The following is a 19369-nucleotide window of genomic DNA, read 5'->3' as shown; positions in this document are numbered from 1 at the left end:
TTGCATGTATTAGGCATACCGCCAGCGTTCGTCCTGAGCCAGGATCAAACTCTCGTTTTAAGTTTGAAAAGCTCATTTAAAAATTGTGAGTTAACTGTGTTAACTCGTTGTGTTGTCTTGATTCAATTAGATTGAACCGAAGACACCTGCACATTTGGTTGTTTCTACTTTGTTCAGTTTTCAAAGATCTATCTCATTCGTTTGTCGTTACCGCGTTTAGCAGCAACTTTTATATCATACCATCGTTTCGATTCGACGTCAACACTTTTTTGGAATTTAATTTGAATCAATCAAATTTGTAAGCGTTACCTCCGCTCGTATGACAGCTATTTAATTATAACTCATTGTTAACTGAGAGTCAACAATAATTTAGAATTTAATTTTGTCACTTAAACACATCAGTGTTTTGCAGCAACGAGATTAATAATACCATCGATTACAAATCCCGTCAACATATTTCTTTTATTTATTTGAAAATTACTTAAAAAAGTTCCCGCACCCTTTTTACAGGTCCGGGAACTTCTTGCTATATCAATTCGGCTGACTACTCACCTTTGTCTTCTTCATTATTTTCGTTTTCTTTATCAGCTTTTTTATGCTCTTTCTTATTCTTTAGTCTGGCAATTTGAATGTTTCGTTTGAGCTGCGGATCTGTCTTTCTATTGCCACTCACTGCTAACTCAATTGGTTTGACTTCATATTCACCCGCCACGTTCCCATAGTATTTATTGTAACGTTTTTTAAACTGCTGGAACATATGAACGACGATTACTTTCAATATGGCATAAATCGGCACCCCGAATATCAGACCGAAAAGCCCAAGGAGATCACCCATAACCAGTAATACGATAATGATTGTCAACGGGTGAACGTTCAATTGTTTACCCATGACATTCGGTTCAATCAGGTTCCCATCAATGAACTGAACGACTGCCCAAACCAAAAGCAGCTGGACTACCATCCACCAGGAGTCCATTAGGGCAATAACCAGAGCAGGAATAAAGGCAAGAGTAGGACCAATATAAGGAATAATGGAAGTGAAACCTGCTATGATTGCCAGCACTCCGCTATATTCCAGCCCGATTATGGTAAAACCGATAAACATCATGACCCCGATAGAAGAAGCAATAATCAGCTGGCCTTTCACATAGGCACCAACCTGTGAATTCACTTCGGATGATACTCGAATCAGATCTTCTCTCCATTTAGGTGGAACAATCCCTAGGACTGCGTAGAAAAATCTTTTTTCATCCTTTAGAAGGAAAAACAGGATAATAGGGAATGTGATGATGGTCACCACAACATTTGTCAAGCCACTCATAAATGTAGATAGTCCGCTAAAGCCGTCAGTCAGATACTGATCTAAATTATCAGGAATCGAGGCGATAAAGCCTTCCCCTTCCTCAATGAAAGATTCAATTTCTTCTCCAAAAGGCAGAGTCGCTACCCAGCCTGTCACAGAATCAATTAGAGATTCTGTAAATTCCGGGATGTTTTCCACAAAGCTGCTGACCTGATCACGCAGGAGTGGGTAGAGTGAGCCAATGCCAACTACCATTAGTCCAATTAGGAGCATGTACAATATGGCTACACCATAAATCCTCTTTACTTTTTTCTTTTCCAGGTAATCTATAAAAGGACTAAACAGGTAATACAGTAGTAGTGCAATCACAAACGGCATAAGTATATTCGATACAATGACTAGAATAGGTGTAAATAAGTATTCAACCTGATTATATAAAAAGAATATGATTCCAAGTAAAATAAGGACAACTAAGCTATACAGCAAGTTGTTTCCACCCAGGAAATTTATCCACCTTGTCTTTTTCATTTTTTCTCCCTCTTTCCACAAATTAATAAGCTGTGTTTATGTTAATTTTATAATAGTCTGTTACTAATTACGAGGAAAATCACCTGAGCCTATGAGATAAGTGGTTACGATTGCCAGTTTAACTGGCTGCAGGCTTAAATGGAACACTCACTACGCAGCTGAACAGGAAGTACATTCACCTATTCAGAGAGAGTTCAGACCAGTGAAGTGATTATTTTAAACATAGAAAAAAAGCATCATAAACTGAATGCCTTTCTCTATATTATATTAATCTAAGTTCTTCATTGTCGGGAAAAGCAATACGTCACGGATAGTATGTGAGTCCGTCAAGAGCATAACCAGACGGTCAATACCGATTCCGAGTCCGCCTGTTGGAGGCATTCCGTATTCAAGAGCTTCAATAAAGTCTTCATCTATTTCCTGTGCTTCATCGTTCCCTTGAGCTTTTTCCTTCATCTGCGCTTCAAAACGTTCACGCTGATCGATTGGGTCGTTCAGCTCACTGAAGGCATTCGCATATTCATGTTTTGCAATAAAGAGTTCAAAACGGTCGGTAAAACGCGGATCTTCCTGGTTTTTCTTTGCCAATGGCGAAATCTCCAGGGGATGGCCGTATACAAAAGTTGGCTGAATCAGAGTATGCTCGACAAACTTCTCAAAGAATTCATTCACAACATGGCCAAAGGTGGCGTAATCATCAATCTCGACATTGTGCTTTTTAGCCAGTGCGCGAGCTTCTTCGTCAGAATAATCATCAAAGAAATTAATACCCGTTTCTTCTTTTATCAGATCAACCATGTGTCGACGATCCCATTTTTCAGCAATTTTAATCGTATGCTCGCCATAAGAAATCTCAGGAGTGCCCAACACTTTTTCTGCTACGGACTGAATCAAGTTCTCAGTCAGATCCATGACATCATCGACATCATGAAAAGCAGTATAGAGTTCCAGCATAGTAAATTCCGGATTATGCGTGGTGTCAATTCCTTCATTTCTGAACACTCGGCCGATTTCATAGACTTTTTCCATGCCGCCGACTATCAGTCTTTTCAGGTGCAGTTCTATCGCAATACGCAAGTAGAGCTGCATATCCAGCGCATTATGGTGAGTAGAAAACGGTCGTGCAGCTGCTCCTCCAGCTAAATTGTGCAGGAGAGGTGTTTCCACTTCAAGGTAATCCAGGTTATTCAAGTAGTTACGGATTTCCTGAATGATTTGACTGCGTTTAGTAAAGCGGTCATAACTTTCTTCATTTGCAATCAGGTCCAGGTAACGCTGGCGGTACTTCTGTTCAACATTTGTCAGGCCATGGTATTTGTCAGGCATGGGTCTGAGTGCTTTAGAAAGGTAAGTCAGGTTAGTTGCACGGACCGTCACTTCACCCGTATTGGTTTTCATTACTGTTCCTTCTACACCAAAGAAGTCGCCTAAATCGGCTGTCTTGAAACTTTCATACTGCTCGTCTCCTACTGCATCTTTTCTGACATACAGTTGAATGGATCCGTTCTTGTCTTTCAAGTGTGCAAATCCGGCTTTACCTTTTCCACGTTTGGTCATCATTCGACCGGCAACTTTAACAACTATACCCGCTTCCGATAAGGACTCTTTGGATTCACTCTCATATGAATCATGCAGGTCACTTGAAAAATGAGACCGTTCATAGCGTCCCCCAAAAGGGTCCACTCCACGTTCTCTCAGTTCATTCATCTTTTCACGTCGAACGAGAATCTGGTCCGTAACTGTTTCTTGATTAACGTTTTCTTCAGACACCTAAGTCACTCCATTTCATTCATTCTAATTAATTTAAATTATGTGCTTTCCTTCTACCTATTTAAACTCATTCACAGAAACTGCTGGCAGGTCCGATAGGCCTAAAACACAGTTTCAAAGTAGTCTTTCATTCATTCTGAACTATATTACCATAACTGATTAAAGTCTTAAAGACAAATCAGCGTGACAAACGATTACTCTTTTGCCTTTTTCGTTTCTTCAATCAGTTCTTCCAAATCGGCTTCACTGAAATGATATTCACTTCTGCAGAAATGACAGACCGCTTCTGCTCCGTGATCTTCATCAATCATTTCCTGCAGTTCTTTTTCGCCCAGGGTGACCAAAGCATCTCTGAAGCGATCTTTTGAACAGTCACACGTAAAGGAAACAGGCATAGTATCGACTACTCGAGCCGTTCCATCAGACACCAAGCGTTCAAGTATCTCTTCCGGACTTTCTCCTTCATCCATGAGGTGAGAAACCAGTGGAAGGTTGCTTATGGTTTCTTCAAGCTTGGCAATCGTTTCTTCTTCTGCATCCGGCAGAACCTGAATCATGAAACCTCCTGCTGCTTTAACTGTTTCATCCGGATTTACCAGTACAGAAAGACCTATAGCGGAAGGCACCTGCTCGGAATTTGCCATATAGTAGGTAAAGTCCTCGCCAAGCTCACCACTGACTAGAGGAACCTGGCCAACAAAGGCCTCTTTCATCCCAAGGTCCTTGCTTACTGTCAGCATCCCATCTGTTCCGACGGCTCCTTTGACATCCAGTTTACCCTGCGCGTTTAAGTCAAGGCTGACTTGCGGGTGTTTGATGTAGCCTTTAGTTTCCCCCTTGCCGTTGCTGTCGACCAGCAGATAGCCGACCGGGCCGCCGCCGTCAATACGGACAGTCAGTTTTTCTTCGCCTTTTAACGTAGCGCCCAGCAAGGTTGTTCCAACCATTGCTCGACCTAGAGCCGCTGTCGCAGCACTCCATGTGTCGTGCTTTATCTGCGCTTCTCTTATCATATCTGTAGCATCTATTACATATACTCTAATCTGATCGTTGTAGCCTAAGGCTTTAATCAATTTATCTGACACTATTGTCACGTCCTTTTTAGAATGCTTTCTACATTGAAAGAAGAGGAGGGCTATAAATCGCCTCCTCTTCTTTAGGTGTTACTCTTTTGGTTCGTCGTCTTCGTCTGCGCCTTTATCTATATCAGATGAATCGGCTTCTTTTTCTTTATTAGAATCAGAATCATCATCTTCATATAATTCTTCTCGCTCTTTTTCTTTCTCTTCTCTTGCCGCTTTAACCTCTTCAAAAGATGTTCCTATCTGTTCTTCTTCAGGGTCACGTTCGGCTTCTTCACTTTCGCGAGGAAACTCGGACGGTTTTTTCTTGTCTTTTTTAGGCATTTCGCCTTCTTCAAATAGAGACTTGATTTGTTTCTCATCCAGGGTTTCTACTTCCAGAAGTTTCTGAGCAATAAGTGCATGGGCATCTTTGTGCTCTTCCAGAATACGCTTAGCTTCTGCATGTGCTTCGTTCAGGATACGCAGAATTTCCTGGTCAATCTGATAGGCAAACTGTTCAGAGTAAGCCTTCGACTGAGAATAGTCTCGTCCAAGGAATACTTGACCCCCGCCTTCATACTGTACAGGACCCAGAAGGTCACTCATACCATATTCAGTAACCATGCTTCGGGCAATTTGAGTCGCCTGCTGGAAGTCGTTGGAGGCACCGCTTGACTGAGAATTGTAAATGATTTCTTCAGCTACACGTCCACCTAATAGTCCAACAATCTGTTCAAACAGCTCTTTTTTCGTCATCAGGAAGCGATCCTCTTTCGGAAGCATGATCGCATAACCACCAGCACGTCCTCGAGGAACAATAGTCACCTTATGAACAATACGTGCATCGCTTAAGACCAGACCAACGATTGTATGACCTGCTTCGTGATACGCTACCATTCCACGCTCTGTATCGGAAATCACTCGGTCTTTCTTAGCAGGACCTGCAATAACTCGGTCATGCGCTTCATCAAGATCCATCTCTTCAATCTGTTTACTGTCACGTCTGGCCGCAACCAGAGCTGATTCGTTCAGCAGGTTTTCAAGATCCGCACCCGAGAATCCAGGTGTCTGACGAGCAATGACTTTCAAATCAACATCCGGAGAAATCGGCTTATTCTTGGAGTGTACCTTAAGGATAGCTTCACGGCCTTTAACGTCCGGTCTGCCAACCATAATACGTCTATCAAAACGACCGGGTCTGAGTAACGCCGGATCCAGTACGTCTTGTCTGTTAGTCGCGGCAATGACAATCACACCTTCATTACCCGTAAATCCATCCATCTCAACCAATAACTGGTTCAGCGTCTGTTCACGTTCATCGTGTCCGCCACCCATTCCAGCTCCACGCTGGCGTCCAACGGCATCAATCTCATCAATAAAGATGATGGACGGCGCAGTCTTCTTGGCGTTCTCGAACAAATCACGCACTCGGCTCGCACCGACACCGACAAACATCTCTACAAATTCCGAACCGGATATAGAGAAGAACGGCACACCGGCTTCACCCGCTACAGCTTTTGCAAGAAGTGTCTTACCTGTACCAGGGGGACCCTCTAAGAGAACACCGGCAGGAATACGTGCACCAAGGTTCGCGAAGCGTCTTGGGTCTTTAAGGAATTCTACAACTTCCACTAGTTCTTCTTTTTCTTCATCTGCACCAGCTACGTCAGAAAAGCGTACTTTACTTGTTTTCGCATCGCTTTCTTTCGCTTTGGATTTACCGAAGTTCATAACCCCTCGGCCTCCACCTGCTCCGCCGCCTTGTCCGGCCTGACCCATCATAAAGTAAATGAATCCGACAAACAGCAAGAGTGGCAGGAATGAGAACAGCAGGCTTGTCCAGATACCTGTTGTGGGCTCTTCTATGGAAACGATATTGACATCGTTTGCCCGTGCCAATCCATACATTTCTTCTACTACTGTATCGTTAACTAAAATAAATGTCGTGAAGCGGGTCGTTTCCTGTTGATCAAGACCACCGAATATCGTAACATTCTGGTCTTCTTCAACTTCTACTTCCTGTCCTTCACGAAATTGTCCTCTGATTTCATACACTCCCGCAGTGGGCTGTATTTGTAATTCCTCTACTCGATCTTCTTCCAGAAACTCAATAAATTCAGTCGAACTTACGCCTTCTGATGCCTGATCCTGACCGCCACTAGTCGCCCAACTTGCAATTCCGATAACTGCAAGAAACACGATGACGTAGAAGAGGCCACTTTTGAAAAATCCTTTCTTCATGTCATCCTCCATCTATCTACTTAGTTTAAATGTTTAAACTTTAAGATTACTTACTTAAAATAATATACCCCACTATGTTACCACACTTGACTTTTTTTGACTATGAATTTTGTTTGACGTTTCCCGATTTCACAGCGAAAGTCAGCGTGCGAGTCTTCTTAGAGAAGGGGAATGACTCAGCTTACTGATAAATTTCCGGTTTCAGGATACCAATGAAAGGAAGATTACGGTAATTTTCAGCGTAGTCCAGTCCATATCCGACAACAAATTTATGCGGAACGGTAAAACCTACCCAGTCTGCATTGATGTCAATTTTACGTCCAGTGGGTTTGTCCAGCAGTGTGACGATTTTAACAGATGCAGCTTTACGGTATTTGAATAAGTCTTTAAGATACGCTAATGTGCCGCCTGTATCAATAATATCTTCCACAAAGAGGACATGACGTCCCTCTACATTTGTGTCCAGATCTTTCAGTATTTTAACTTCTCCTGAAGAGACTGTATCGTTTCCATAACTGGATACATCCATAAAATCAATTTCAAGATACATGTCCATATGTTTTATCAGGTCAGCCATGAAAGGCAGTCCGCCTTTTAATACACCAACTAACAAAGGATTTTTCCCATCATATTCTTCTTTCAATACGCCAGCCAGTTCTTTCACTTTTTCCTGGATTTCTTCTTCAGAAATTAAAATGCTTTCCATATCTTTTTTCATTAGTTCGTCTCCTTCATCATTTAATCGTTTATTGGTCATTATTTTTTGTATTCGTACACAAGTACGTAGCTTATTGTATCAGTTATAGGGTCAAGTGACAATGCAGATTCTTTGTGGCCTATGAGCCATAAAATATCGTCTGTCTGGTCAGTAACGACCCATACCTCATCCCTCATTTTTAAAGGAACTTTCTGGTCAATAAAGATGTCTTTAACTTTTTTGGTTCCCTTCATGCCTTTCACGGTCATCCGGTCTCCATTCATGCGGTGTCTGATGGTCAGCGGGAGCTGCTCGTCTTTTAAATTCAGGTACATGACTCGCGTGGCTTTTCCGTTAGATAAAGCATTAAACGTGTCCAGACTCACCAGACTTATTGCTTCTTCATTGGAGAGTTGTACCCGGTGACCCGGTGAGAGTTCGTACTGCTCGCGAGTACTTGGCCAGTCCCCTTTAGATAGGTGGCTGGCCATTTCATAAGTCAGCCGCACTGCTTCATACTCTCTCACTGCAAACAAGCCATTCGGCAAGTTTAGTGAAGAATGCGGAGGCGAGGATTTCAGCCAGTCCATCAGCAGCGCTGAATGATTTCGTTTCATTAGATAAACATCCTGTTCCGACCAGTTTTTCACAGCCTGCTCCAGCACTCTCTTTTGAAGCTGCATATCCAGTTCGAGGAAAGCTTTCCGGTCAATTTGTATTTCTTCTTCCGAAAGCACCATCGTCTGACTGAGTTTCTCATTAACAAGTGGCTCAACCAGACTTAATAGTCCTGATATCTCCTCAGCAAATGTAAAAATGTGCTCATCCACCTGGTCATTTTCCTGCCTGAGCATAGGTAGAACTTTATGTCTGAATCTGTTTCTGGTGTAGTCGTCAGACTGATTCGTCTGATCTTCGTGCCAGGTCAACTGGCGGTCTAAAGCATAATCATGCAAAGCGTCTTTTGAAAAAGAGAGCAGCGGACGAATAATCGTCAGTTTGTTATCCTGTCTTTTTCTTTCCATCCCGGTAAGTTCATCAAGTGAGTTCCCTCTTACAAACCGCATCAGTACTGTTTCCACTTGATCATCTCTATGATGAGCAGTCAAAACAATTGAACTCTTGTGCTTTTTGGCTACTTTTTCAAAAAAAGTATACCGCACTTCTCTTGCGGCCTTTTCTATCCCCGCCTTTGGATGAAGCGTTCGGTCCCATTTATGAATAGAACAAGGTACATCATAAGCTGCACACAACTGCTTCACAAAAGCCTCTTCCTCGTCAGCTTCTTTTCTCAGCTGATGGTTGATATGCGCCACGTGTACAGCAGGCTTCAGTTTTTGAGGGAGGTGAACCAGCATATCCAGCAGCACAATGGAGTCGAGGCCACCCGAAACGCCTACAATCACAGTCTGGTTTGTTTCCCAGTAATACGCTTCGCTCACCTGGCTGGTAAAATCAGAGAGTAACGCCATTCGCTCACCCCTTTTTCTGTAATCAGACAATTAAAAAGAGTTCAGGGACTCACCCTAAACCCTTTTTTATGGTTTATTCTAAATTAACCTTTTCTTCCACCGCGTCCGCCGCGCTTACTTTCAGTATTACGTTTAATTGAAGTCAAGCGGTCTTCGCTGTCTTTAAGGAAAGAACTCATCAATGAATCAAAGTCCTGTTTTTTAGGAGCTGAGCTGCGCTTGTTGGAAGAACTCTGGCGCTCACGACTTGGTGCTTTTGATCGTGTAGGCTCTTCAGCCGGTTTATCCTGCGCTTTACGGATGGACAAGCCGATTTTTCCATCAGGTGCAATGGATAATACTTTAACTGTAACGGTCTGACCTACTTCAAGCTCTTCGTTAATGTTTTCTACATAACTATCCGATACTTCACTGATATGCACTAAACCGGTTTTGTTGTTGCCTAAATCGATAAATGCACCAAAATTCGCTATACCCGTAACTTTACCTTCTACTTTGCTTCCCACTTCAATTGACATGTTTTCTAAGTTGCCTCCTAAATAATTTGGATTCATTATACCATGTTAAATTTTCATAATAAAGGTGTAACATAAAGATTATTACCAATTCCCCTGGTAATGTTCGTGTCTTAGTCATCTTCTTCTATTAATTCGTCCAGCTCGTCTCCTTCATCTGCTGCTTCCAAATGGTCAGGCTTTCTGTCGTCTGGGAAACTAAAGACGATTTCATTGTCTTTAGTGAGGTAGTATTCGCTTCTGGCAAGTTTTGCGACATATTCCTCATCTTCAAGAAGACTGATATAGTAATCCAGCTCCTCCTGCTGAAGACCAAGCGATTCCAGTTCCTGTTCAGCAACGACGCGCTGTTCATCAAGTTCCTGAAGCCTTATGTAACTTTTTATGAGCGAACTGCCTACCAGCAATACCAGTAAAAGACCGATCGCTACAATAAACTGCATGCGTCTTTTCAGCTTTCTTTTATGTTTCTGTGCACGAAATGTCTCCAATGTTTTTGACTCAGCATAAGAATTGTTCAAGTGTTTGATACGCTGCTTTTTATCACCCATAAGTAACTGCTCCTTTTTTTGCACGTCTGGTGAATAAAGTATAGCAAGAAACCCCCTCCATTAAAAGCTGGAACTAAGGTGTTTTGGATATTGTCACATTCTACTTCAGCTTATGAGCTTGTCTTTGACACCCCTGCTGAAGATTAACTGTCTATTAAAAAAGTGTGCGGCCCTTTTTAAAATGGACGGCACACTTAATTGTATGGCATTTAGTTACTCGATTGCTTACTAATCATCGATTGATTTGGTTGTTTCTTCTACAATGGTATACAAATCTTTCGCTTCATCTTTTTTAGTCGTATCTCTGATGTCTTCAACTTTGGCTACCAGCGTTTTGTTTCCAAAATGTATGGTCAGTTCATCGCCAACAGCTACATTGGTCGATGATTTTGCCGGTTTGTCATTTACAAGGATGCGGCCTTTATCCGCTATTTCTTTCGCTACTGATCGTCTTTTTATAATTCGGGATACTTTTAAAAATTTATCCAGTCTCATTTTTTCAGCCTCTTTTCTTCCAGTTTTATTTTTTGCCACAGAGCGTCTACTTCTTCGGGGGTGTTCGCTTCGACACCATCAAACACATGCGGGTGGCGCCTTCTGATTTTACGGTTAATTTCTTCGAGCACATCTTCAAATGTAAACTGATTGGCTTTTTCGGCAATGCTGGTCTGATAGAGTATCTGGACAAGCACATCACCCAGTTCCTCTTTCCAGTTTTCCCGGTCCTCTTTTTTAATGGCTTCTACTAATTCTTCTGTTTCTTCTCGGAGGTACTGTATAAGGGAATGGGCAGTCTGCTCTCTTATCCAGACGTCCCCGCCAGAGCCAGTCACTTCATCTATATAGTACTGCAGTGTTGAAAGAGACCTTATCTGTTCATCTATTTCCAAAGGTGGAAGATACAGTACATCTGCTTCTTCCAGCTCTTCATCTGTAAACATAGCTGCTTGCTGTAAACTGAGCCAGCGAAGACGATAAGTGTTCTTCTGCTTTTTAATTAAGAATGCACACTCATAATCAGCTGGATACTTTTCTTTCAACGTTAAACCGGCCTCTCTGACCGTTGCATTTAAAGACAACCGGTTAATGACCACGTGCTGACCCGTTTGGACTGTGTCAGCATTCAGTTGAGAAGCAGGCAGCAGCTGGAAGCCTTCGGAGTGCTGATTAATTAGTAATGATATGAGCGACTTTTCAGCGGTTCCCTCCAAAGTGAGCTCAACATGTTGAGCCAGCTTCGCGACTTTTTTTACAGCACTTTCCTCGACTAGCGGATGGCCGATGATTCCATACAGCACATCACCCTTGTCGGCAGCGCGGCTTAATTCTTTGGCAATGCTGTCATCTGAATTGTCTGCATCATTATTGTTCTGCAAAGTTTTTACACTGATACTGTCATCAGGCAGTTCTTTTTCAACAAGCTCACTCACTAAGTCTTTTGCAGAGGCATTAACCCAGATGTGTTTGTATTCTTTCAGCAAGTCAGGCAGAAAGGGGGACAGTTCCCTTTTCTCAGCTGACATCACATTGACGATTCGTATCCTATTCATATGGCCTCCCGTCAAGTTTATACTAATTATTTTTTATTCCACTGTCTCGTTTTTTCCAGAACCTTCTTCGGCTTTCTCATTCGCTGCAAGCTGTTTAGCTGTATTTCGAGTAAATTCAGTCAAGGCATCCAGGAATTCATTTTCTGTTGTCCGTCTGGTCAACTTGAACTCTATTGTCAGACGTTCTTCAGCCTGCATATCTGTTTTCAAATGAACATCCTTCAAGGCCTTAAAGACTTCCGGCAGCGGCAGTCGTGATGTTCCCGCATTGGAGAAGATGACTGAAATTTTATTGCCATCGCGTTTAATCTGCTCAATCAGAGCACGCTCACTGTACATTTTCAGCAAACCGACTGATAGCAGGTCTGAGACTTCCTGTGGGTATTCGCCGAATCGATCAATCAGCTCATCCTGCAGTTCAACATAGTCATCATCACTTTCAAACTGTCTGATTCGCTTGTACAGTTCAATTTTCTGCCGCTCATCGGCTACATAGGTTCCGGGAATATAGGCATCCAGTGATAAATCAATTTCAACCAGTGTTTTCTTGACAGCCTTGTCGCCTCGTTTTCTCGCAACAGCTTCTTCCAGCATCTGACTGTATAAATCAAAACCAACACTGTCAATGAAGCCGTGCTGCTGCTGACCTAGGAGGTTTCCAGCTCCTCTGATGGCCAAATCCCGCATGGCTATTTTAAATCCTGAACCTAGTTCGGTAAAGTCCTTAATGGCCTGCAGGCGTTTTTCACTGACTTCTGTTAAGACCTTATTCGGCTGATGCATAAAGTAGGCATAGGCGATTCGGCTACTCCGCCCCACGCGTCCCCTCAGTTGATAAAGCTGGGACAGCCCCATATGATCTGCATCTTCAACTATCAGTGTATTAACGTTGGGAATATCCACACCAGTTTCAATAATGGTGGTAGTGACCAGCACATCATACTCCCCTTGGATAAACTGAAACAGCACATTTTCCAGCTGCACTTCTGTCATTTGTCCATGGGCATGCGCAATACGCGCATCCGGTACGAGCTGCTGGATTTCATCGACTCGTTTTTCAATGGTACTGACGCGATTATGCAAATAAAACACTTGACCGCCACGAGCCATTTCTCTTTGGATTGATTCCGTTACCACCAGTCCGTTCATTTCCATTACATACGTTTGGACTGGATACCGGTTAGCCGGCGGCGTCTCAATAACGGATAAATCTCTTACCCCAAGCATCGACATATGCAGCGTTCGAGGAATAGGCGTTGCAGTCAGTGTCAGCACATCCACTTCGTTTTTCAGCTGCTTCAGACGTTCTTTATGTTTCACTCCAAAGCGCTGTTCTTCATCCACAATTAGTAGACCCAAATCCTGAAAGGTAATGTCTTTCGACAAAACTCGGTGTGTCCCCACGACTACATCAATGCGCCCTTTTTTCAGCTTGTCGACGGTTTCCTTTAACTGGCTTCCTGTCCTGAAGCGGCTCAAGAGACCAATTTCGACAGGGAAATCCGCAAAGCGTTCGAGCATCGTTTCATAATGCTGCTGAGCGAGGACAGTAGTCGGAACCAGAAAAGCTACTTGCTTGCCGTCCTGGATGGCCTTGAAGGCTGCCCGCATCGCCACTTCCGTTTTACCGTACCCCACATCTCCTACAAGCAGGCGATCCATTGGCTTGTCATTTTCCATGTCTTTCTTCACTTCTTTGATTGTTCTCAACTGATCAGGGGTTTCAGTGTAAGGAAAAGCATCATCAAATTCATTCTGATAAGCATTGTCTTTTGAAAAGGCGTACCCTTTTTTCCGTTCACGTTCAGCGTATAGTTCAACCAGCTCATCCGCTATATCCTCTACCTGCGAAGCAACTTTCTTCTTCGTCTTCGCCCAGGAAGTCCCACCTAGTTTGTTCAGTTTAGGCGATTTTCCTTCGGAGGACACATACTTCTGAAGCAGGTTCAACTGGGTGACCGGAATAAAGAGCTTGGAGGAATCCTTATAGACGACACTCAAGTAATCCTGGTGAACGCCTCCTATCTCCATCGTTTCCATCCCGGTAAACTGACCGATTCCGTGGTTGACATGCACCACGTAATCACCTTTGTTCAGCTCGGAATAACTTTTCAGTCTTTCTGCATTGGACAGATTCTGACGTCTGGCTTTTTTCTTCGGGATTCTGTTAAAGAGTTCTTTTTCTGTCAAAACGGCCAGTTTTTCGTGCGGGAGCTCAAAGCCGTTTTGAACCGTCCCGCTGACAACCTGAATCGCTTCTCGTGTCAATTTACTGCTATCCGCCAAGGTGCTGGGGATTTCAAAATTCAACAAGGTCTGATTGACTTTCTCAGCCCGTTCGTCATCTTCCGTCATTACTACTACAGTATAGTGTTGCTTCTGCCAGCGTTCCATCTCAGTTTTGACCAGATTCATCTGACCGAAAAACTTCTGCATGGTCCGGTACTGGAAAGGATGAATGGCATTCAGATGCAGCCCCTTCATTCCTTTTTGAAAGAGGGAGAAATACACTTGACTCTGAGTTACCTGCTTAAGGCTGTCTCTAAAATGATGAGAAAATGCCTGATTATGCAGGACGTGCCCCAGTTCAAGCTGAGACGTCACCCAATCGGCTTCTTCCTCATCCAGTCGTGCTTCATTCTCAATGATTCTCGGATACTCATCCATCACCAGTATGGCGGTTTCCGACATATAATCGGTTAGCGTATTGGTCTGACCGTAAAGAAAATCTGCAAAGCGCACCAGCTCTTCCGAATACTCTTCATTTTCAAGCGCATCCAAAAGTGTGGTAACTGTCTGCGAGAGGCTTTCCTTTGTTTCTTCGTCTTTCATCTTCTTGAGTGATTGCGTCAAAGATTGACTTAATGCTTTAACAATTCTGTCCTTATCGTCTATGCAAAAGAGTGTATCCGTCGCCGGAATCAGCTTGACCTCTTCGATGGTCTGCTGAGAGCGCTGTGAATCAGCATCGAAATAGCGAAGCGAATCTACTTCCACATCGAAGAGTTCAATTCGTACGGGGAACTCTTCGGTTAGAGGATAAACATCTACAATGCCTCCGCGAATACTGAACTCGCCCGGCGCTGATACTTTCTGTTCACGCCTGAATCCCATTTCAGTCAGCTTGCGCTGAATATGGTCTCTGTCTACCTCGTCACCTAGGTGGAAAGTCAGTTCCGACTGTTTAAAGCGTTCCGGCTCTGGAAGCAACTTCCTTGCCCCCGCCAGTGGCGTGATAACCACACCCGGGCGTCCAGACAAGAGGAAGTCAAGTGCCTTGACGCGTTCAGCTCGTGACTCCGGTGAAGATATGGACATTTCTGCATGAATCATGTCATCTACTGCAAACAGAAAAAGCTGGTCCTCAGGTATGAGACCAGTTAAATCGGCTAATAATTGATTGGCATAGTAGACATTTTGCGTCACGACCACTACTTGTTCATTCTGCTTTTCAAATAACGACTTTAATATAAGTGTGCGCGCAGATCCTGCCAGTCCGGTAATCAGTTGTTTCTGCCCTGGTTTCACCAAATCAAAAACTTCTCTGACAGCAGGCTGCTCACTTAACAATGTATTTAAATCAGCCACTTTTGCTCTCCTTTTTGTTTTCTTTAATTGAATCGCGTCATTGTGTCAGCGTATGTGTTTCCTTCTGCCCAGTAAAGCGCAGCGTCGGCCGCTTTTTTGACGGAGAAAAGCACCTCTTCATGCACCGATTTGTGAAAGGGACTCAGCACATGTGACACCACCGACTGACTCTCATACGGTCTGTCTACCCCAATTCTCAAGCGGTTAAACTGTTTGGTTCCGAGGTGATCAATGAGGCTTTTAATGCCATTATGTCCCCCGGCCCCCCCTTTTTGTCTCAGACGGATTTTACCAACAGGCAAATCCATGTCATCGTAAATGACAGTCAGATCATCTTCAGTCAAATCATAGTAATCCAGCCACTGGCTAACTGAACGACCTGACTCGTTCATGTAGGTCTGAGGTTTAATTAACATTACTTTTTCCGTACCCACCAGGCCTTCTGCATAAACAGATTCAAAATTACTCCGATTGAAGGCCCAGCCTTTCTGGTAAGCTATCTCGTCCAGAGTAATAAAGCCAATATTATGCTTCGTCTGAGCATACTTTGCCCCTGGGTTTCCGAGTCCGACAATTAGTTTCATATTTTATTTAACTCCTTAAACTCTTTTTACATGCAAAAAAGCTGAACGAAAGCTCGTCCAGTTTTTATTTTATATTATATCACAATTTTTTCTTTCAATCGGCTTTACCGCCTAGCTTTTTCTAATAAATGACTGTTTACAGGAAGGACAGGTCACTTTCAGTTTCTTTTTCCCTCTGGGTATACGCAATTTCTGCTTACAGTTTGGACACTTCACAAATTTATAAGCTTTTCTCTGCACCCATCTGTTTTTGCCTTTGCGATAGATGTGCTGAACTTTATGTTTTACTGCCAGGTATTTAGTCAGTTCCTTGTATCTATTATTCTTTTCTTTGGACACTATTCTCAATACGCCAAAAGCAATAATAGCGATACCTGCAGCAGATACCCATATGCCGCCAGCGAAGTTTGACATAATTCCAAAGACCAGCCCTAATATAATCAGGAATTTTGAGAATTCATCGTAGCCATATCGACCGTTCATATAGAACAGTATTTTTTGAAGCCATTGCATAAGTCAGTCAGTCCTTTAATTAATTGGTTTCCGTAAAGTATACATCAAAAAGAGTATAAAAAACATGAAGAAAGTATAACAAAATAAAAACCAAAGAATCTCCTCGCTCAAGAGAATTCTCTGGTTTTATTATTATTATTCGCTGTCAGGTGCGAGGATAATGACATTTTCCCATCTGACTAATTCTTCAGGGTCGCCTTCATCGCCGACTTCCCATAAATCTTCATCGGATACACCGATTTGATATTCCTGGTCTTCATCTTCAGCAGAAGCTGTGTAAGTAAATGCGCCATCTTCTACTTCAGGTTTGTCGACTACTTCACCTTCTTGAAGAACAAATGCATAAACATCGTCTTCAGCAGCTGCCGAACCGTTTACAGTCGCTTCCCCATCTTCAGGAGTAAAGACATAACCGTCCTGGCTCCAAGTTCCGCCTGTAATTTCTAGTTCAATGCTTGATGTATAGCCTAAGTCACTTCCAATACCGTCAATGATATCGTGGGCGCTTTGACCGGAAGATTCACCTTCATCATCAGTGTCAGTATCTTCATCTGTATCTGCATCTTCGTCGGTATCAACGTCGTCAGCATCTTCGTCTGATGAGTCTACGTCTCCATTCAACTCTTCATCTTCGTCTACTCCATCAATATCCGGATCCGGACTAGGATCTTCATCAGTATCACACGCTGCTAAGGCAAGTGTAGAAACCGCCAGTAGACCTATTAATTTTTTATAATCCATCTGTTCATTTTCCCTCCTAATTTACTGCCTCTATTTATAAAGAGACAACTAGATAAACTATCTGTTTCGCTCGAAGTAATCATACCACAGATGAAAAATGATGACAATTTATTTACATTTCATGTAAAAAGCACGTTAATATCATCTATTTTAAGCCCTGAGTGTTGACTATAAAGCCTATCCTCCTTATTATGTATAAAGCTGTCTCTTTACTTATTTTTTATTAACTAAAGTATTCCAGCTATACCACTTTATAATAAGCGAGATAAAAGCGTTGACTTTTATATTAATTGCCTATATTATTATACTGCTTATCAAAGTATACCAAACAAACACGCATGATTTTCACAACTATACCACTTTACATAGTGGTCTTCGACAAAAATATAGAAAGTAGGGATTTAGATATGTGCGGAATCGTAGGCTATATCGGATCAAGAGATGCAAAGGAAATTTTACTTCACGGATTAGAGAAACTGGAGTACCGCGGATACGACTCAGCGGGGATTTATGTTATTAATGAAGAAAACAACGGACATCTATTTAAAGAAAAAGGCAGAATCGCAGCCTTGCGAGATAAAGTGGATAACTCAGTTGAGGCAAATGCCGGAATCGGGCATACGCGCTGGGCAACACACGGTGAACCAAGCGTGCGTAATGCTCACCCGCATCAGTCGACTGATGGCCGCTTTACAATTGTTCATAACGGTGTAATTGAAAACTATCAGGAAGTAAAAGATGCTTACCTGGAAGACGTTGAATTGGTCAGTGAGACAGATACAGAAATAATTGTACAACTGATTGCCTGGTTCTCTGAAACGGAAGATTTAGACACCATTGATGCCTTTAAAAAAGCGATTGTTGCTTTAGAAGGATCTTATGCCATTGCACTGGTTGATAATACTGATCCAGAAGTGGTCTACGCTGCTAAGAACAAGAGCCCTCTGCTTCTAGGTAAAGGCGACGGCTTCAACGTTATCTGTTCGGATGCCATGGCAATGATAAAAGAAACCAATCAATTTGTTGAACTGATGGACAAAGAAATTGCTATTGTTACTAAGGACGAGTTGAGTATCGAAAACTACTCCGGCGAACGCATTGAACGAGAATCTTATACAGCTGAACTGGATTCCAATGATCTTGAAAAAGGTACTTATCCTTATTATATGCTGAAAGAAATTGATGAACAGCCGGCAGTTATGCGTCGACTGGTTCAGAAATACCAGGACGCAGACGGTAACCTGTCAATTGATCCAGCTATTGTATCTGAACTGATGAAATCTGACCGCGTGTACATCATTGCTGCTGGAACAAGCTACCATGCCGGACTCGTTGGTAAACAACTGATAGAAGAAATGACCAATATCCCGACAGAGGTTCATGTTTCAAGTGAATTCGGCTACAACACACCATTGCTGCCGGAAAATCCATTTTTCATCTTTATTTCTCAAAGTGGAGAAACAGCCGACAGTCGTCAAGTGCTGGTTAAGATGAATGAAATGAACTACCCGTCATTAACAGTTACCAACGTCGCCGGCTCTACTCTGTCAAGAGAATCAAGCTATACTCTCCTGCTGCATGCTGGACCGGAAATCGCTGTCGCATCAACAAAAGCTTATACAGCTCAAATTGCTGTACTTGCGATACTGTCTGAAGTTGTTGGAAGAGAAAAAGGACTGATTAAAGAAGCGACTATGATTCAGGATCTAGGTATTGTTGCCAATGCGATGCAGGCGCTGGTCGATGAAAAAGATACCATCGAATCCCTTGCGTCTGATTTCTTAAGCATCACTAGAAATGCATTTTATATCGGTCGCGGAATGGATTACCATGTTGCCTTAGAAGCGGCATTGAAATTGAAGGAAATTTCCTATATTCAAACAGAAGGTTTTGCTGCCGGAGAACTGAAACACGGTACCATTGCTCTTATCGAAGAAGGAACACCCGTGATTGCTTTAGTTACTGAAAAAGGTGTTGCTGGTCATACACGTGGTAACCTTCAGGAAACGAAAGCACGTGGCGCTCACACAATGGTTATTTCCATGGATGGCCTGGACCGTCCCGATGATCATATTGTCATGCCGAAAGTGAACCCTCTCTTGTCTTCATTAGTCAGTGTCATTCCGACACAGCTTTTATCTTACTACTGCAGCCTTCACCGCGGTAACGATGTGGATAAACCTCGTAACCTTGCAAAATCAGTAACTGTAGAATAAACTTTTCAGTTAAAACTTTAAAAACAGGATGCCGGC

Annotated in this window: 15 protein-coding genes; 1 reads left to right on the top strand and 14 read right to left on the bottom strand. The window is 42.8% G+C overall.

Translation table 11 applies throughout. From position 1 onward, the window contains the following. Positions 1-544: 544 nt before the first annotated feature. The 14 genes from ACYVLS_RS06480 to ACYVLS_RS06415 form a co-directional block, all read right to left on the bottom strand. Positions 545-1831: an AI-2E family transporter gene (locus ACYVLS_RS06480; protein WP_460322629.1), complete on the bottom strand. Its 1287-nt coding sequence runs from the start codon at positions 1829-1831 to the stop codon at positions 545-547. A 267-nt stretch (positions 1832-2098) separates the two neighbouring features. Further along, positions 2099-3601 carry a lysine--tRNA ligase gene (lysS, locus tag ACYVLS_RS06475; RefSeq protein ID WP_460322628.1) on the bottom strand — a complete coding sequence of 501 codons (1503 nt, stop codon included), beginning with the start codon at positions 3599-3601 and terminating at the stop codon, positions 2099-2101. A 194-nt stretch (positions 3602-3795) separates the two neighbouring features. After that, on the bottom strand, positions 3796-4686 hold the full coding sequence (gene hslO, locus ACYVLS_RS06470) for an Hsp33 family molecular chaperone HslO (RefSeq protein WP_460322626.1): 891 nt from the start codon (positions 4684-4686) through the stop codon (positions 3796-3798). A 78-nt stretch (positions 4687-4764) separates the two neighbouring features. Beyond that, positions 4765-6906, bottom strand: coding sequence for an ATP-dependent zinc metalloprotease FtsH (gene ftsH / locus ACYVLS_RS06465; RefSeq protein WP_460322624.1), 2142 nt, complete (start codon positions 6904-6906; stop codon positions 4765-4767). A gap of 181 nt (positions 6907-7087) precedes the next feature. Next, positions 7088-7663 (bottom strand): hypoxanthine phosphoribosyltransferase, encoded by a 576-nt coding sequence (hpt, locus tag ACYVLS_RS06460; RefSeq protein WP_460322621.1) that lies wholly within the window; start codon positions 7661-7663, stop codon positions 7088-7090. Beyond that, complete coding sequence (gene tilS / locus ACYVLS_RS06455) at positions 7663-9075, bottom strand: tRNA lysidine(34) synthetase TilS (RefSeq protein WP_460322619.1); 1413 nt, start codon at positions 9073-9075, stop codon at positions 7663-7665. Before tilS ends, hpt begins: the two co-directional genes overlap by 1 nt. An 83-nt stretch (positions 9076-9158) precedes the next feature. Further along, complete coding sequence (locus ACYVLS_RS06450) at positions 9159-9593, bottom strand: S1 domain-containing RNA-binding protein (RefSeq protein ID WP_228586753.1); 435 nt, start codon at positions 9591-9593, stop codon at positions 9159-9161. Positions 9594-9703: 110 nt separating this feature from the next. After that, positions 9704-10141 (bottom strand): FtsB family cell division protein, encoded by a 438-nt coding sequence (locus ACYVLS_RS06445; protein ID WP_460322616.1) that lies wholly within the window; start codon positions 10139-10141, stop codon positions 9704-9706. A gap of 228 nt (positions 10142-10369) precedes the next feature. Further along, positions 10370-10636, bottom strand: coding sequence for an RNA-binding S4 domain-containing protein (locus ACYVLS_RS06440; protein ID WP_460322613.1), 267 nt, complete (start codon positions 10634-10636; stop codon positions 10370-10372). Continuing rightward, positions 10633-11691 carry a MazG nucleotide pyrophosphohydrolase domain-containing protein gene (locus tag ACYVLS_RS06435; protein WP_460322611.1) on the bottom strand — a complete coding sequence of 353 codons (1059 nt, stop codon included), beginning with the start codon at positions 11689-11691 and terminating at the stop codon, positions 10633-10635. The genes ACYVLS_RS06440 and ACYVLS_RS06435 overlap by 4 nt, the downstream gene beginning before the upstream one ends. Positions 11692-11724: 33 nt before the next feature. After that, positions 11725-15279, bottom strand: a complete 3555-nt coding sequence (gene mfd / locus ACYVLS_RS06430) for a transcription-repair coupling factor (protein WP_460322608.1) — start codon at positions 15277-15279, stop codon at positions 11725-11727. A 23-nt stretch (positions 15280-15302) separates the two neighbouring features. Further along, positions 15303-15863, bottom strand: a complete 561-nt coding sequence (gene pth / locus ACYVLS_RS06425) for an aminoacyl-tRNA hydrolase (RefSeq protein ID WP_460322605.1) — start codon at positions 15861-15863, stop codon at positions 15303-15305. A gap of 111 nt (positions 15864-15974) precedes the next feature. Then, the gene (locus ACYVLS_RS06420; protein ID WP_460322602.1) at positions 15975-16376 is read right to left on the bottom strand and encodes a hypothetical protein; all 402 of its coding nucleotides are present in this window, start codon (positions 16374-16376) and stop codon (positions 15975-15977) included. Between the two features lie 135 nt (positions 16377-16511). Beyond that, positions 16512-17117: a hypothetical protein gene (locus ACYVLS_RS06415; protein ID WP_460322600.1), complete on the bottom strand. Its 606-nt coding sequence runs from the start codon at positions 17115-17117 to the stop codon at positions 16512-16514. Positions 17118-17524: 407 nt separating this feature from the next. Here ACYVLS_RS06415 and glmS point away from each other — a divergent pair, with 407 nt between their 5' ends. Next, on the top strand, positions 17525-19333 hold the full coding sequence (gene glmS / locus ACYVLS_RS06410) for a glutamine--fructose-6-phosphate transaminase (isomerizing) (protein ID WP_460322597.1): 1809 nt from the start codon (positions 17525-17527) through the stop codon (positions 19331-19333). Positions 19334-19369: the final 36 nt, after the last annotated feature.

This window comes from Alkalibacterium psychrotolerans (genome assembly GCF_054784355.1).
This window is presented reverse-complemented; position numbering and strand designations above follow the sequence as displayed.